The sequence below is a fragment of the Altererythrobacter sp. B11 genome, from assembly GCF_003569745.1.
GTDB lineage: Bacteria > Pseudomonadota > Alphaproteobacteria > Sphingomonadales > Sphingomonadaceae > Croceibacterium_C.
In genome coordinates, this window is the sequence record NZ_AP018498.1 from 3,232,931 (window position 1) to 3,247,336 (window position 14,406).

Consider the following 14,406-nt stretch of genomic DNA (forward strand, 5'->3'; position numbering starts at 1 on the left):
ATGCACATCAAGAAGTGGGCGGTCGCCACGATTGGCGCCGTTCTCGCCGTGGGGACAGCGAGCACTGCTGTTGCCCACCACTCTTTCGCTACCGAGTTCGACCGCAACGCGCCGATCCGCCTGGAAGGCACCGTGGTGAAGTTCGAATGGGTGAACCCCCATTCGTGGATCCACATCAAGACCAAGGACGGCAAGGTGTGGCGCGTGGAAGGCGGCGCTCCCAGCGCGCTGCTGCGCCGCGGCTGGAACCGCAACTCGCTGCCCGCGGGCACCGAGATCATCGTGGACGCGTTCCGCGCCCGTGATGGGGACACCCGCGCGTCGGCCGCGGAAATCCGCTTCCCGAACGGCCGCGAGTTGTCGCTCGGCAACCCGACGACGGAAGCCGTCGCCGCCGCCGCGAAGCGCGCCAAGGGCGACTGACACCGCGCAGCGGGCTCCCGTCCGCAGCGCCAGAAGGGCCCGCGATCTCCGGATCGCGGGCCTTTTGCTTTGGGAAAGCGCGCGCCGGTTCTTTGCCTTCAACTGGTCTTGCATCAGGATTATACCTGCGTGTGATCGCAATCTCCCGCGAGCGTGCGATCTTCGGGCGATCGGGCCGCCATGCCGGCGGACGGCGCTGGCGCGGCATGGCCGCGGCACATGCAGAAGGAGACTGCGAATGCCCACTCTCACTCTCAAGGACGGCGTCGAATATTTCTACAAGGACTGGGGGCCGAAGGACGCCCAGCCCATCATGTTCCACCATGGCTGGCCGCTCTCGTCCGACGACTGGGACAATCAGATGATGGTCTTCCTGCAGGAAGGCTTCCGCGTGCTGGCGCCGGACCGGCGCGGCAACGGCCGCTCCACCGAAACGCCGGACGGCAACGACATGGATCACTTCGCCGATGACGTGGCGCAGCTGACGGACCATCTCGATCTCCGGGACGCGATCCATGTCGGCCACTCCACCGGCGGCGGTGAAGTGACGCGCTATGTCGCCCGCGCAAAGCCCGGCCGGGTGGCCAAGGCCGTGCTGATCGGCGCTGTGCCGCCGCTGATGCTGAAGACGCCGGACAATCCCGAAGGCACGCCGCTGGAGGTGTTCGACAGCTTCCGCGCGGCGCAGGTGGCCAACCGCGCGCAGTTCTTCCTCGATGTACCCAGCGGGCCCTTCTACGGCTTCAATCGCCCGGGTGCGAAGGTCGTTGAAGGGAGCATCCGCAACTGGTGGCGGCAGGGCATGATGGGCGGCATGAAGGCCCATTACGACTGCATCAAGGCCTTCTCCGAAACCGACCTGACCGAGGATCTGAAGGCGATCGAGGTGCCTGTCCTCGTGCTGCATGGGGAAGACGATCAGGTCGTTCCCATCGCCGCTTCCGCGCACAAGGCGATCAAGCTGCTGAAGCACGGCACGCTGATCACCTATCCGGGCTTCCCGCACGGGATGCACACGGTCGAGGCGGATACGATCAACCGCGATATTCTGGCCTTCATCCGCGGCTGAGCTGCCGGAGGGCCGCGTCCCTAGGGGCGCGGCCCTCCGCCCGGCACCTCGGGCCGGGCAGAGAGGCGGCGGGCGATGACGGCGCAGGCGATCAACTGGATCTGGTGGAACAGCATCAGCGGCAGCAGGATCGCGCCAACTTCCGCCGGGGCGAACAGCACGCCGGCGATCGGTACGCCTGAGGCGAGGCTCTTCTTGGAGCCGGCGAACAGCAGCACCACCCGGTCCGCATAGGCGAACCCCAGCAGCCGGCCCGCCCCCCAGGTCGCGGCCAGCACGATTGCCAGCAGCACGGTGCAGCACAGCAGCACCAGCGCGAGATCGGCCCAGGAAACCTGGCGCCACAGCCCCTCCACCACGGCCGCGCCGAAGGCAGAATAGACCACCAGCAGGATCGAGCCGCGATCCACCTTCGACAGGAGCCATTTGTGCCGATGGACGAAGCCGCCGATCCACGGCCGCAGCAGATGACCCACAACGAACGGCAGCAGCAGCTGCAGCACGATCTTGGTGACGGCGTCGAAGCTCATGTCCACATGCCGCCCGCCCATCAGCAGGACTGCGAGCAGCGGCGTGAGGACGATCCCCAGAAGGTTCGAGAACGAGGCGCTGCACACCGCCGCTGCCACATTGCCCCGGGCGATCGAGGTGAAGGCGATCGAGCTCTGCACCGTGGAGGGCAGCAGCGTGAGAAACAGCAGCCCCGAAGCAAGCGGCAGCGGCAGGCCGGGCACCGAGCTGAGGCCGAGGCCGAGCAGTGGAAACAGCACGAAGGTCGCGGACAGTACGGCCACATGCAGCCGCCAGTTGGACAGGCCCTGCAGGATCGCCTCGCGCGAGAGCTTGGCGCCGTGGAGGAAGAACAGCAGCACGATGCCCGCATCCGCCGCCGCGCCGACCACCGGCACGAAGCCACCGCGCGCCGGCAGCAGCGAGGCCAGCGCCACCGTCAGCAGCAGGGCCGCGATGAAGGGATCGAACAGGGCGGTCAGGCGGCGGATCATCGGCGGTCCCTTGCGGCAAGCACTCGCGCGGAACGCCGGGAGCCCGTCGATGGTTCGGACAGATATCGAACACGCGCCTTCACGGCGCCCAAAAGGAAGAGGAGTTCACTCATGCAGATAGCCCACAACGCCCTGATCGTCGTCGCAGACGGGCGCAAGATGCTGATGTTGCGAAATCGGGGCAATCCGCAGGAAATCAGCCTGGAAGTGGTGCGCAAGGAAATCCACGAAAGCCCGAAGGATTCCGAACAGAAGACCGATGCCGCCGGGGCATCCTCCTCCACCCAGTCGGGCCGCAGCGCTCCGCCGATCGCTCGTCTCGGCTCGAACCACGCACGGGGCGAAGGCGCGCAGTTCGCCCCCTCGCGCGGGAGCATGGAGGAGACGGACTATCATCAGATGGAGGAAGACCGCTTCGCCGCCGAAGTCGCCGACATGCTCAAGGACCGAGCACTATCCAATGACTTCGACGATCTGGTGATCGTCGCCCCCGCGCGCACGCTGGGCGAACTGCGCAAGCATTATCACAAGGAAGTGGAAGCGCGGCTGACCGGGGAGATCGACAAGGATTTCACCGGCCATCCCGTGCCCGAGATCGAGCAGGCGCTGGCGCGCGCCGAATGATGCGCCGCAAGAACCACGAAAGGCACAGACCATCATGAAGAAGGCAATCACTTTGGCGGCGCTCAGCGCCGCCCTCGCCCTTCCCCTCGCCGCCTGCGGCGGGGAGGCTGAGTCCAACACGGACACGACCATGTCAGGTGAAGGCGATCTCAGTTCGGCCGCCGGCGCCGGCACCACCACGCGGGCCATGGATGGCGCGCGGGCGGGCGCAGACGCCCTGCCTGCTGATGGCGCCCAGCCCGGCGGGCCTGAAGATGCGCTCACCGGCAAGGACAGCGGCACCGCCACACCCACTCCGGAAGCAGGCCAGTAAAGCCGCCGGGCCGGACTGCCCGGATCAGATCTCCGGCAGTTCGGCCAGCACCTTGTCGGGCGTGAAGGGAAAGCTGCGCAACCGCACGCCACAGGCGTGGTAGATCGCATTGCCGATGGCCCCCGCCGCACCACAGATGCCCAGCTCACCCACACCCTTGGCCTGCAGCGGGCTGGCGGCGGGATCGCGTTCCTCCACCAGCAGCACGTCGAGATGCGGCACATCCAGGTTCACCGGCAGGTGATATTCGGCAAGGTCAGGGTTGACCACATGCCCGTCCCGCCGGTCGAACACCTGATCTTCCGTCAGCGCGCTGCCGATGCCCCAGACCATGCCGCCCATGCATTGCGAGGTGGCGGTCTTCTCGTTCAGCACACGACCGAGGCTGAACGCGCCGGAGAAGCGGCGCACCCGGCATTCGCCGGTATAGGCATTCACCCCCACCTCCACGAAGAAGGCGCCATACATGGCGGCGGCGAAATTGTCCGCCACGTCGCCGGGTTTGAAGTGGCCCGTCTGCTCGATCTCCTCCCCTTCCAGCAGGTCCGGCAGAGACGCGCGCCTGTTGCCGGTCATGGCGAAGCCATCCCGCAGCGTCAGATCCTCCTCGCGGCAGCCCATCCGGCGGGCGATTTCCTCGCGCAGCGCTTCGCAAGCGATGAACACGGCGGAACCGGTGGAGGCCGCACCCCAGCTGCCGCCCGATCCGGAGCCCGGCGGCAGCGTGGTATCGCCCAGTCGGACCAGCACGTCCGCCGGATCGAGCCCCAGCATCTCGCCGGCGATCTGGCCCAGCACGGTGTAGGTGCCGGTGCCGATATCGGTCATGTCGCTGGCAACGATGGCCGTGCCATCAGGGGAAATCGTCACCCGCGCCTGCGCTTCGTTGAGGTTATGCACCCGCGCCGCGCCAGCCATGCCGGTGCCGATCCACCATTCGCCTTCGCGCCGCTGGCACGGACGGCGATCCGCGCCGTCCCAGTCGAACCGTTCTGCCCCGAGCTTCAGGCATTCGGCATATTTGCGCGAACTGTAAGGAATGTCTTCGGTCGGGTGGCGGTCCGGGATGTTGCGCAGGCGCAGTTCCACCGGGTCCATCCCGATGTCGTTGGCCAGCTCGTCCATCGCCGCTTCCAGCGCCTGCATGCCCACCGCCTCGCCCGGCGCGCGCACGGAGCCGGCGGTCAACAGATTGAGGCGCGCCACGTCGATCCGCAGATCGCGGTTTTCGCCGGGGTAGAGGAATTCGCTGGCCTGCGTCACCGGCTCGGCAAAGCTCTCGCCCGGCAGGTTGGACACGCGCGCCGCGTGGCCGAAGCCGGTGAGCCGCCCGTCAGTGTGCGCTGCGAGCCGCAAGCGCTGATGCGTTTCGGAGCGGCGCATCACGCATTGGAACACCTGCTGGCGCAGCATCACCACCCGCACCGGCCGGCCCAGTTCCATCGCGGCCACTGCCGCCGCCACACCTTCCGCGCTGATGCCCAGCTTGGAGCCGAAGCCGCCGCCAACGTAACGGGAAACCAGGCGCACCTGATCCGGCTCCAGCCCCACGGCATCGGCCAGTTCCTTCACATTGTAGCGCAGCATCTGCAGGCTGGAGTGCAGCGTCAGCTTCTGCCCATCCCATTGTGCGATGCTGGCATGGGGCTCCATCGCCGCGCTGTTGTGGCTTTCGGTGGTGTAGGTGACATCCACCGCATGGGCGGCCTCGCTCATTGCGCGATCAAGGTTGCCCTGCACGGTGGGCTCGCCCTTGGGCTCGGTGGGAAGGCCCTCGGCGTGCTGATCCACGGCGGCATCGTCATCCACGCGATAGTCCACCCGCAGACGCTTGGCGGCATCGCGCGCCTGCTCGAAGGTTTCCGCCACCACCACCGCGATCGGCTGCCCCCAATACTGCACCTTGCGCACCTGTTGCACGGGCGCCTCGCCCGCCCCACCCTGCGCAGAACGCGCGACCATGCGCTCGTCGGAGATGACGGCAAGGACGCCGGGCATGGAGAGCGCCGAGCTTTCGTCGATCGCGGTGACTTCACCCTTGCTGATCGTGGCGGTGACGAGAACGCCCTCCACGCAGCCCTCCATGCGGTATTCGGCGGCATAGGGGGCCACGCCGCACACCTTGGCGGGGCCATCGGGGCGATTCAGCGGCTTGCCGATCACCGCCTGCGCCATCGCATCCAGCCGGTTGCGCTCGTCGGGCTGATCCATCGTGACGGTGCGGGTCATGCGGCGTCTCCTGTCGCTTCGCGCAGAACCGCCTTCAGCGTCCGGCGGGCCATGGGAATCTTGAAATCATTCTCGCCTTGCCCGCGCGCCTCTTCCAGCAGCAGATCGGCCGCACGGTCGAACAGCGCATCGGAAGGCACTTCGCCCGTAAGCAGTTCGTCGATCCGCGGATCGTGCCACGGCTTGTGCGCCAGCGCGCCGAAGGCGAGCGCGGCAGAGGCTATGCGCCCGGCATCCATACGTACCACGGCACCGATCGAAACCAGCGCAAAGGCGTAGGACGCGCGCTCGCGCACCTTGCGATAGATCTGCATGCCGCCGGTTGGCGCCGGAAGCTGCACGGCAGTGATGATCTCGCCCGGCTCCAGCACATTGTCGCGCTGCGGCTCGTCCCCCGGCAGGCGATGGAACTGGCGCACGGGAAGGCTGCGCGTGCCGCCCGAAGCATCGGCAATCTCCACCGTGGCATCCAGCGCATAGAGCGCCACCGCCATGTCCCCCGGATAGGTGGCAATGCATTGGTCGCTCGCGCCCAGCACGGCATGGATGCGGTTGAAGCCGCCGATGGCGGAGCAGCCGCTGCCCGGCTCGCGCTTGTTGCAGGGCTGATCGATATTGTAGAAATAATAGCACCGCGTCCGCTGGCACAGATTGCCGCCGGTGGTGGCCTTGTTGCGCAGCTGGAAGGTGGCACCGGCCAGGATCGCGCGGGCGAGCAGCGGATAATCGCGCCGCACGCGCGGATCGGCGGCACAGGCGCTGTTGGAAACGAGGGCGCCGATGCGCAGCCCGCCAGCCCGCTCCTCTATCCCGCCCAGCGGCAGGCGATTGATGTCCACCAGCTCTTCGGGCGTCTCCACCTCCAGCTTCATCAGGTCGAGCAGATTGGTGCCGCCGGCGATCGGCCGGGCGCCACCGCCGCACAATTGCGCGGCGCGGTCCAGCCCATCGGCGCGGGTGTATTCGAACGGCCTCATTCGCCCGCCTCCATGACTTCGGTGATGGCATCGACGATGTTGGAATAGGCGCCGCAGCGGCAGAGATTGCCGCTCATCCGCTCGCGGATTTCCTCCGCCGTCAGCTTGACGTCGCCGGCAAGATCATCGGTGACGAAGCTGGCCCAGCCATTGGCCGCCTCGTCCAGCATAGCCTTGGCGGAGCAGATCTGACCCGGCGTGCAATAGCCGCACTGATAGCCGTCGTGCCGGACGAAGGCGGCCTGCAGCGGATGCATGTCGTCCGGCGTGCCGAGCCCCTCGATGGTCGTCACGCTGTCGCCATCGTGCATGGCGGCAAGGGTGAGGCAGGAATTGATCCGCTGCCCGTTTACCAACACGGTGCAGGCCCCGCACTGGCCGTGGTCGCAGCCTTTCTTGGTGCCCGTCAGCCCGCAGTCGCGCCGCAGGAAATCGAGCAGGGTGGTGCGGGGATCTCCCGCGAAGTCATAGTCTTGTCCGTTGATCGTCAGCGGCATGGGCAGCTCCCTCATCGCTGGGCCAACGCCCCGCCGCCCAATTCGGTCCGAGCCAATTGGCGGGGGCCGTTGGCTGCCCCCGCGCCGTCAGAGATGCAGGTAGGAGGGGGCGAACATCGCTTTCTCTCGCAGTCGATCGTGATCCAGCACATGCAGCCGACGGGCTCGCAGCTCCACCAGCCCTTCCCGCCGCAGCGCCTGCAGAGTGCGGTTCACATGCACGGAGGTGAGCCCGGTCGCTTCCCCGATGTCCGCCTGAGTCAGGGGGAATTCGCAGCTGCCGCCCTGCGTCAGACCGAGGCCGGCAAGCCGCGCGTACATTTCGCAGAACAGGTGGGATATCCGCTCCGGCGCGGTGCGCTGGCCAACGCTCATGGTCCATTCGCGCTGGATCGAGGCGGTCACCAGTTCGCTGCGCCACAGCGCCTTGGCCATGTTGAGCGAACTGGCCACTATGGCGTCGAATTCCTCCCGGCCGATCTCTGCATAGCGGACGGTGGTGATCGCGCCGAGCGAATGGTCCATCTCTTCCAGGATGAAGGCATTCGCGTCGCAAATGTCTCCCGGGATCATCAGCGAAAGGATTTGCCGCCGGCCGTCGGGCAATTCCTTGTAGCGAGACACCCAGCCTTCGAGGACGAACTTGATCGTTTGCGGCGCGTCACCCTCGCGCAGGATGTCGCGCCGCGCTTCGACGGAACGCACCACGCGGCCCAGCGCCGCTTCGATCGCCATCAGCTCCTCCGTCTCGAAGCGACTGTGGGCGCCGAGATTGCGGGCGATCAGGGACCGGGACATCTCCATCGGGCGGTTATGCGCCCCCCTCACCCCCGTGGCAACCGAAGTGCCGGGCTTCAGGGCGACCATCGGCGCGCTGCGTCGCGGGCGGCATCGCAGGCGTCGCGCCAGCGCCGCCGCTCCTCCTCCGCATCGGCAAGCGCGCGATGCGCCGGGGGGCCGCCCCTGTCGCGCACATCGGCCAGGGTGATTACGCTCTCAACCACTTTTTCCAGCGATTCCGGAGGGATGACGGGCTGGAGGATCTGCCGCACCGACTGCTCGCGCAATTCGTCCGTGTCGCGGAGGCGCAGCGTGCGGCGGGTAAAGCCGCCGGCGCGGAGCAAAGCGCTCAGCCACTTGCCGTCCCACGACGGCGCGCTGGCGTAGAGATCGTGGCCCGAAAGCACCTCCACCATCCGCCGGGCGACGGCGTCGTGCGGGGTGCCGCGTTCGAGCAATTCGTCACGGGGGATGTGGTGGATGGCTTCGGCGGCGGGATCCCACTCCTCCCACCCCGGAGCGGGGCGGATCAGGTGGTTTTCGCCCCCGCCTTCGGCAAAAGCCCAGCCGACTTCAATGGGATAGCTCCGTTCGGAGAGAGAGGATGCTTCGAAATCCAGGAATACGATCATGCCGACGCAACGCCCCTACCCCGCCCGGAGTGCCGCAGCTGCACCGCCTCTGCAAGGCGAGTGCAAATGTTTATTCATGGATCCGCCCCCTACGCACCCCGCCCGACTGGGACATTTGCGTATACCGGCCCGCGCCCGCCTGCCCGAGAGGGGCAATATTGATCACGGTCAATTCGGCCCCGACGGGCCGCGAGGGAAGCGAGGACTTGGTAATGAATTCCTGTGAGCATTGCACGGTGCGTGACAAGGCCGTCTGCCGATCGCTGAATGCGGAGGACATGGAGCGGCTGGGCCGCATGGGCCGCCACCAGAAGCTGTCGCGTGGGCAGGTGCTGCAATGGGAGGGGGACGAATCCCTCCTCATCGGCAATGTGATCGAAGGCGTGGTGAAGCTGTCCGCCTCGACCCGGCAGGGCAAGGATCAGACGCTGGGCATCGCCTATCCCGGCGATTTCATCGGCCGCCCCTTCGGCGCGCGCAGCGCGCAGACGGTGACGGCGCTGAGCGAGGCGCGGGTGTGCACCTTCCGTCGCGCCGATTTCGACGAATTCGCCCGCACCCACCCAGAGCTGGAGCATGACATGCTGCGGCGCACGCTGGACGAGCTGGACCATTTGCGCAGCTGGATGCTCCTGCTGGGCCACAAGAGCGCACAGTCCAAGGTGGCCAGCTTCCTGCTGGAAATGGCCCACCGGCTGGGCGAGCCCACCAGCGATGGCGCGGGCGTAGCCTTCACCCTGCCCTTCGGCCGGCAGGAAATTGCTGAAGTGCTGGGCATGACGATCGAGACGGTCAGCCGCCAGATCACCCAGCTGCGCAACGACAGGCTGGTGGAAACGCCCGGCCAGCGCGACATCGTGATCCGCGATCGCGCCACGCTGCAAGACCTCGCGGAAATGGAGTGAGGCCGCGAAAGACCTTGAACTCGCCGCCGCCATGCCGGACATCGTGCCCCTCCCCCGGGTCGATAATCAGGCAGGCGGCGATGAGCGACGAGAGATTGGTCCACGTGGTCGATGACGAGGAGGCGATCCGCCGCTCGCTCGATTTCCTGCTCCGCAACGCGGGTTTCCGCGTGGAACGGTGGGAGGATGGCGAGAGCTTCCTGAAAGGCGTGGATCGCACCGCCCCCGCCTGCGCGCTGCTGGACGTGCGGATGCCCGGTATGGACGGGCTGGAAGTGCAGGAGGAAATGGCGCAGCGCGGGCTGAACCTGCCGGTGATCGTGCTGACCGGCCATGGCGACATCGACATGGCGGTGCGGGCGATGCGCGCCGGGGCCGTGGATTTCCTGGAAAAACCCTTCAACCGTGAGCGGTTGCTGCAGGCACTGGATCGCGGCTTCGCCCGGCTGGCGGACCGGCGCGGCCGGCTGGAACAGGAACAATGGGCCAAGACGCAGATCGCCCTGCTGACCCAGCGCGAGCAGGAGGTGCTGGACGGGCTCGCCTGCGGCTACCCCAACAAGACCATCGCCTATGATCTCGGCATCAGTTCGCGCACGGTGGAAGTCTATCGCGCCAATGTGATGACCAAGCTGGACGTGAGCAATTTCGCCGACGCCCTGCGCATCGCCTTCGCCGCCGGCATGGGCCGCGAGGACGAATGGCGCTCAGGCCACGGCGTGGGCCAGGGCGCCGCCGGCGGGAGCAAGCCCGCAGGGGACTGAGCCAGGCTCTCCCCTCCCCTTCAGGAGGCGGGGAATGAGAGCGCCCGGCTGAGCCCTGTTCGTCGCCGTGCTTACCCCTCTCCCAACCCTCTCCCCTGAAGGGGAGAGGGCTTCGGCGCTCAGGCGAAGAGGTCGTGTTCGCCTTCAACGGCGATGGGATCGGGCACTTCGAGCTGGAACGGCGCCTCATGCGGATGCGGGGGGAAGCCCACGGCCAGGAAGTGGTGCGCCAGCCGGTGGCACCAGGCGACATTGCAATCATGCATCGCCTGGGCCAGCTTGAACGGCGCCAGCATGAGATCCGCGATCGGCGGTTCGGCGGTCTGTTCCATCCCGGTTCTCCTTTCGCTCCGCGCCGCAGCCCGGCGGCGAAGCCTCAGTGGCAGGCCAGAATCGGCAAGGGCGGCCGGGCGAACAGTTCCTTCGTCACCCCGCCCCAGATCGTCTCGATCAGGCGCGCGTGGCCATAGGCGCCCATCACGAGGCAGGAGGCGTGCCGCAGCGTGGCGGCATCGGCCAGCACTTGCGCGACGGAGCGCCCTTCGCGCGGGAACTCCGTCATCTCGCACTCTATACCATGGCGGGAGAGATATGCCGCGCCCTCAATCGCGGGGAGGCCCTGATTTCCCGCGCCCTCCTTGCCCAGCACGCTCGCCAGCACCACCGATCCGGCCCGCGCCAGCAACGGCAGTGCTGACTTGAGCGCGCGGGAGGCTTCGGGGGAGCCGTTCCAGGCCACCACCACCGGGCCATCGCAGGCGAAGCCCGTGGTGCCGGGCGGCACCAGCAGCACCGGCGTGCGCGAATGCAGCACCACGTCGGCCGCCAGATCGGAGGCTGCGCCGCCGAACGGCTCCAGCGAGCCGAGCACGACAACGTCGCTGAGCGCGCTGCGGCGGAGCAGGCAGCCAAGCGCGGCCCCTTCATCCACCACCCAGTCCCACGCCACGTCTTCCGCCGCCAGCCGCGGTTCGATCAGCGCCCGCAGTTCGGCCGCCTTGCGCCGCAGGACAGGAACGATTTCCGAAACATAAATGCCGTTGAGATCGCCGGGCATCACTATGTCGAGCGCAATGGTCTGCAGGCAGGTAACATGCCCGCCGAAACCCCGCGCAAGGTCCAGCGCCGCCTGCAGCCGCGCTTCCAGGCATGTATCGTCTTCGATCTTGAGGAGGATGGACCGCATGTTCCGCTTCCTTTCAGCAGTTGCGCGGATGCTGCGCGATCGGCGGTGCGGCGTAACTCCGCAATTGTCCCTAGGCGTGCCCGTCGCCCCCGGGCAGGCGGGCCGCACGGCGGCGTAACTGGGCGGTGATCTCGTTCACCAGCACCCGGTCCCCGATCGGCTTGGGCAAGGCCGCGCCATAACCTGCCTGTTCCGCCCGCTGGCGCCATTCCGCCGTCAGATGGCCGCTGACGAGGATCGCCGCGCCGTCCCATCCGGCGGCGCGCAACCGGCCGAGCAGGTCGATCGCATCGCCCTGCGGCAGCAGCAGGTCGCACACCAGGCAATCGGCAGCCAGCGCTTCGGGGTCGCGTTCCAGATTGTCTCCCGAAAGGTAGGAGCGCACCTCATAGCCCTCGCCCGTCAGCAACAGCTGCAGCGCGCGACGAACGGCGGAATCATCTTCCACCAGCAGGATCCGCATGCGTGCGGGCGTATCCATCCAAGGCCTTCTGACATCGAGAGACATGCCCGGCCCCCACGGCCGGGTCTCCCGCGTCGGCCTAGATTAAACGATCTGGCGCATCCTTCCGTAATTATGCGAGGTTGGCACCCGGTTCCTGATCCAGTCCGGCCATGAAGGCGATGCGCACTGCCTCGTTCAGATTGCCCACATCAAGCGTACGCAGGATTCGCGCGCAGGCCATTTCCACCTGCGCATCGTTGAGGCCCAGATCCTGCGCAATTCCTTCGGACGGGCGGCCCGCGGCCAGCAGCGACAGCACTTGCCGGTCCCCTTCGGCCAGCGCATGGGCCCGCACCCCCTCCGCCGCGCGCCATTGGCGATAGGCTTCCGGATCGCGCTGCTTCAGCACCGCCCCTTCCAGCGCGGCGCTGATGTCCGCAGCCGAAAAGGGCTTTTCCAGAAAGGCGATCGCGCCCTGCCGCAGCGCCGCCTGCGCCACGAAGAGGTCGCCATGCCCGGTCATCATCACCGTGGGCAGATCCACGCCTCGCGCCGCCAGCGCCTGCATCACTTCCAGCCCGTTCAGGTCGGGCATCCGCATGTCCAGCAGCAGGCAACCGGGGCGCAACCCCGCCACCGCATCGAGCAGCGCCGCGCCGGAGGCGAACAGCGTGACGGCAAAGCCGCGCACCGACAACAGCAGCTTCAGCGAGGCACGGATCGGCTCTTCATCATCCACCACATAGATGGCCGTCTGCTCGCTCATGCCGCCGCCTCCACCGCGCGGGGCAGCGTGAACAGGAATTCCGTGCCGCCGCCCTGCGCATCGCGCACCGTGATGCGCCCGCCATGCGCCTCTATGATCGTGCGGCAGATGGAGAGGCCGAGGCCCATGCCGTCCGCCTTGGTGCTGGCGAAGGCTTCGAACAGCCGTTCCTTGATTTCCGGCGCGATGCCGGGGCCGGTGTCCCCCACCGTCACCAGCACCAGCCCCGGCTCCGCCAGCCCGGTGGAGATGGAAAGGCGGCGGACCGGCCGACCTTCCATGGCCTCCATCGCATTGCGCATCAGGTTCACCAGCACCTGCTGGATCTGCACGCGATCCACGAAGACCGGCGTGGCATCGGGCGCATAGAAGAACTGGGCCGATATGCCGCGGTCGCGCGCGCCCACCAGCGCCAGCGCGCTCGCCTCGTTGATGAGCGCGGGGACATCCTGCACCGTCTTCATCACTTCGCCGCGGGCTACGAACTGGCGCAGGCGGCGCACGATTTCCCCCGCGCGCAGGGCCTGGCCGGAAATCTCCCCGAACACCTCGGCCAGCACGCCCTTGTCCACCGCGCCCTCGCCGCCCAGCATCTCGCGCGCGGCCTCCCCATAGACGGAGATCGCGGTCAGCGGCTGGTTGAGCTCGTGCGCGAGGGTGGAGGCCATGGTGCCCATGGCGCTGAGGCGCGAGACATGGATCAGTTCCGACCGGGCCGCCTCCAGCTGCGATTCGAATTCGCGCCGCTCGGTAAGATCCTGCACGAAGCCGGTGAACAGCCGCTGGTCGCGGCTGATCGCCTCCCCCACGGACAGCTTCATCGGGAACGTGCTGCCATCGGACCGCTGGCCGGTGACGATGCGGCCGATGCCCACGATGCGCCGCTCCCCCGTGTGCAGATAGCGTTCGATATAGGAATCGTGCTGCTCACGGTCGGGGCTGGGCATCAGCATGCTGACATTGCGGCCGATCACCTCCGCCTCCGAATAGCCGAACAGCCGCTCCGCCGCGCTGCTGAAGGACGTCATCCGGCCGCGCTCGTCGATCACGATCATCGCATCGGGCACGGTCGCGAGGATGGAATTGAGATGTTCCTCGCGCTTCTGGATCGCCAGCTCCACCGCGCGCCGCTCCGTCGCGTCATAGATCACCCGGGCGAAGCCGCGCAGCGTGCCGTTCTCGCTGCGTAGCGGAGAGATGGAGAGCGAGGCGAGGAATTCGGACCTGTCCTTGCGCACCTGCCAGTCCTCGGTGGTGACCGATTCCTCCGCCAACGCGCGGGTCAGCTCAGCTTCCACCTGCGCCGCGCCGGCGGCTTCATCGGCGGCGTAGAACAGCGCGCAATGGCGGCCGAGCACCTCCTGCGATGTCCAGCCGTACAGCCGCTCGGCCCCGGCGTTCCAGCTGCTGACGCGCCCTTCCCGATCGACCAGGAAGATCGCATATTGCCGCGCGCCTTCCAGCAGCAGGCGCAGTTCTTCCTCGGCCAGCTGCGCGTCTTCCGCGCGCGCTTCCGCCTCCGCCAGCCGGGCCGCCGCCTCGCGCCGGGCGGATCGCCATCCCAGCGCGGCGAGGCCCGCCACCACCAGCAGGACGGCCGCGATTGCAGCCCAGGCCGCGCGGGTATCGGCCGTGCCGCCGATCGCCGCGCCCAAGCTCCAGCCGAACAGCGCCGCCGCCGGCACCGCCGCCACCAGAATGCCATTGCGCATCGGTCCGGCGATTGTGCCCGCCCTGCCCCGGCCCTGCTCCATCCGCCTCGCTCCTTCTCACCGCCACCCTAGCCCATGCG

17 protein-coding genes are annotated in these 14,406 nt (G+C 67.6%); 6 read left to right on the forward strand and 11 right to left on the reverse strand.

All coding sequences use genetic code 11. From position 1 onward, the window contains the following. Both AEB_RS15260 and AEB_RS15265 read left to right on the forward strand, forming a co-directional pair. On the forward strand, positions 1-423 hold the full coding sequence (locus tag AEB_RS15260; RefSeq protein WP_119083899.1) for a DUF6152 family protein: 423 nt from the start codon (positions 1-3) through the stop codon (positions 421-423). A gap of 238 nt (positions 424-661) precedes the next feature. Continuing rightward, positions 662-1,492 (forward strand): alpha/beta fold hydrolase, encoded by an 831-nt coding sequence (locus tag AEB_RS15265; RefSeq protein WP_119083900.1) that lies wholly within the window; start codon positions 662-664, stop codon positions 1,490-1,492. A gap of 20 nt (positions 1,493-1,512) precedes the next feature. Here AEB_RS15265 and AEB_RS15270 read toward each other — a convergent pair whose 3' ends face one another. Beyond that, positions 1,513-2,496: a bile acid:sodium symporter family protein gene (locus AEB_RS15270; protein WP_119083901.1), complete on the reverse strand. Its 984-nt coding sequence runs from the start codon at positions 2,494-2,496 to the stop codon at positions 1,513-1,515. A gap of 111 nt (positions 2,497-2,607) precedes the next feature. Between AEB_RS15270 and AEB_RS15275 the strand changes: the two genes are divergently transcribed. Both AEB_RS15275 and AEB_RS15280 read left to right on the forward strand, forming a co-directional pair. Then, positions 2,608-3,120, forward strand: coding sequence for a host attachment family protein (locus AEB_RS15275; protein ID WP_119083902.1), 513 nt, complete (start codon positions 2,608-2,610; stop codon positions 3,118-3,120). Between the two features lie 34 nt (positions 3,121-3,154). Then, positions 3,155-3,433, forward strand: coding sequence for a hypothetical protein (locus AEB_RS15280; protein WP_119083903.1), 279 nt, complete (start codon positions 3,155-3,157; stop codon positions 3,431-3,433). 24 nt (positions 3,434-3,457) lie between these two features. On the opposite strand, the gene AEB_RS15285 is transcribed toward AEB_RS15280, so the two are convergent. From AEB_RS15285 to AEB_RS15305, 5 genes are all read right to left on the reverse strand, one after another. Further along, entirely contained in the window at positions 3,458-5,662 is a 2,205-nt protein-coding gene (locus AEB_RS15285) for a xanthine dehydrogenase family protein molybdopterin-binding subunit (RefSeq protein ID WP_119083904.1), read from the reverse strand. Further along, the gene (locus AEB_RS15290) at positions 5,659-6,639 is read right to left on the reverse strand and encodes an FAD binding domain-containing protein (protein ID WP_119083905.1); all 981 of its coding nucleotides are present in this window, start codon (positions 6,637-6,639) and stop codon (positions 5,659-5,661) included. The genes AEB_RS15285 and AEB_RS15290 overlap by 4 nt, the downstream gene beginning before the upstream one ends. Beyond that, complete coding sequence (locus AEB_RS15295) at positions 6,636-7,136, reverse strand: 2Fe-2S iron-sulfur cluster-binding protein (protein WP_119083906.1); 501 nt, start codon at positions 7,134-7,136, stop codon at positions 6,636-6,638. Before AEB_RS15295 ends, AEB_RS15290 begins: the two co-directional genes overlap by 4 nt. A gap of 87 nt (positions 7,137-7,223) precedes the next feature. After that, entirely contained in the window at positions 7,224-8,003 is a 780-nt protein-coding gene (locus AEB_RS15300; RefSeq protein WP_231958767.1) for a Crp/Fnr family transcriptional regulator, read from the reverse strand. Further along, entirely contained in the window at positions 7,991-8,548 is a 558-nt protein-coding gene (locus AEB_RS15305; protein ID WP_119083907.1) for a transcriptional regulator, read from the reverse strand. Before AEB_RS15305 ends, AEB_RS15300 begins: the two co-directional genes overlap by 13 nt. Positions 8,549-8,760: 212 nt before the next feature. Between AEB_RS15305 and AEB_RS15310 the strand changes: the two genes are divergently transcribed. Together AEB_RS15310 and AEB_RS15315 are read left to right on the forward strand one after the other, a co-directional pair. Next, on the forward strand, positions 8,761-9,453 hold the full coding sequence (locus AEB_RS15310; RefSeq protein WP_119084686.1) for a Crp/Fnr family transcriptional regulator: 693 nt from the start codon (positions 8,761-8,763) through the stop codon (positions 9,451-9,453). Positions 9,454-9,533: 80 nt separating this feature from the next. Further along, entirely contained in the window at positions 9,534-10,217 is a 684-nt protein-coding gene (locus AEB_RS15315) for a response regulator transcription factor (protein ID WP_119083908.1), read from the forward strand. A gap of 119 nt (positions 10,218-10,336) precedes the next feature. On the opposite strand, the gene AEB_RS15320 is transcribed toward AEB_RS15315, so the two are convergent. The 5 genes from AEB_RS15320 to AEB_RS15340 form a co-directional block, all read right to left on the reverse strand. Continuing rightward, a complete protein-coding gene (locus AEB_RS15320; RefSeq protein WP_119083909.1) occupies positions 10,337-10,549 on the reverse strand; it encodes a hypothetical protein in 213 nt (70 codons plus the stop codon). A 44-nt stretch (positions 10,550-10,593) separates the two neighbouring features. Further along, entirely contained in the window at positions 10,594-11,403 is an 810-nt protein-coding gene (locus AEB_RS15325) for a universal stress protein (RefSeq protein WP_119083910.1), read from the reverse strand. Between the two features lie 70 nt (positions 11,404-11,473). After that, entirely contained in the window at positions 11,474-11,884 is a 411-nt protein-coding gene (locus AEB_RS15330) for a response regulator (RefSeq protein ID WP_172593129.1), read from the reverse strand. 94 nt (positions 11,885-11,978) lie between these two features. Next, the gene (locus tag AEB_RS15335) at positions 11,979-12,614 is read right to left on the reverse strand and encodes a response regulator transcription factor (RefSeq protein WP_119083912.1); all 636 of its coding nucleotides are present in this window, start codon (positions 12,612-12,614) and stop codon (positions 11,979-11,981) included. Beyond that, complete coding sequence (locus tag AEB_RS15340) at positions 12,611-14,368, reverse strand: PAS domain-containing sensor histidine kinase (protein ID WP_231958768.1); 1,758 nt, start codon at positions 14,366-14,368, stop codon at positions 12,611-12,613. The genes AEB_RS15335 and AEB_RS15340 overlap by 4 nt, the downstream gene beginning before the upstream one ends. Positions 14,369-14,406 lie beyond the last annotated feature (38 nt).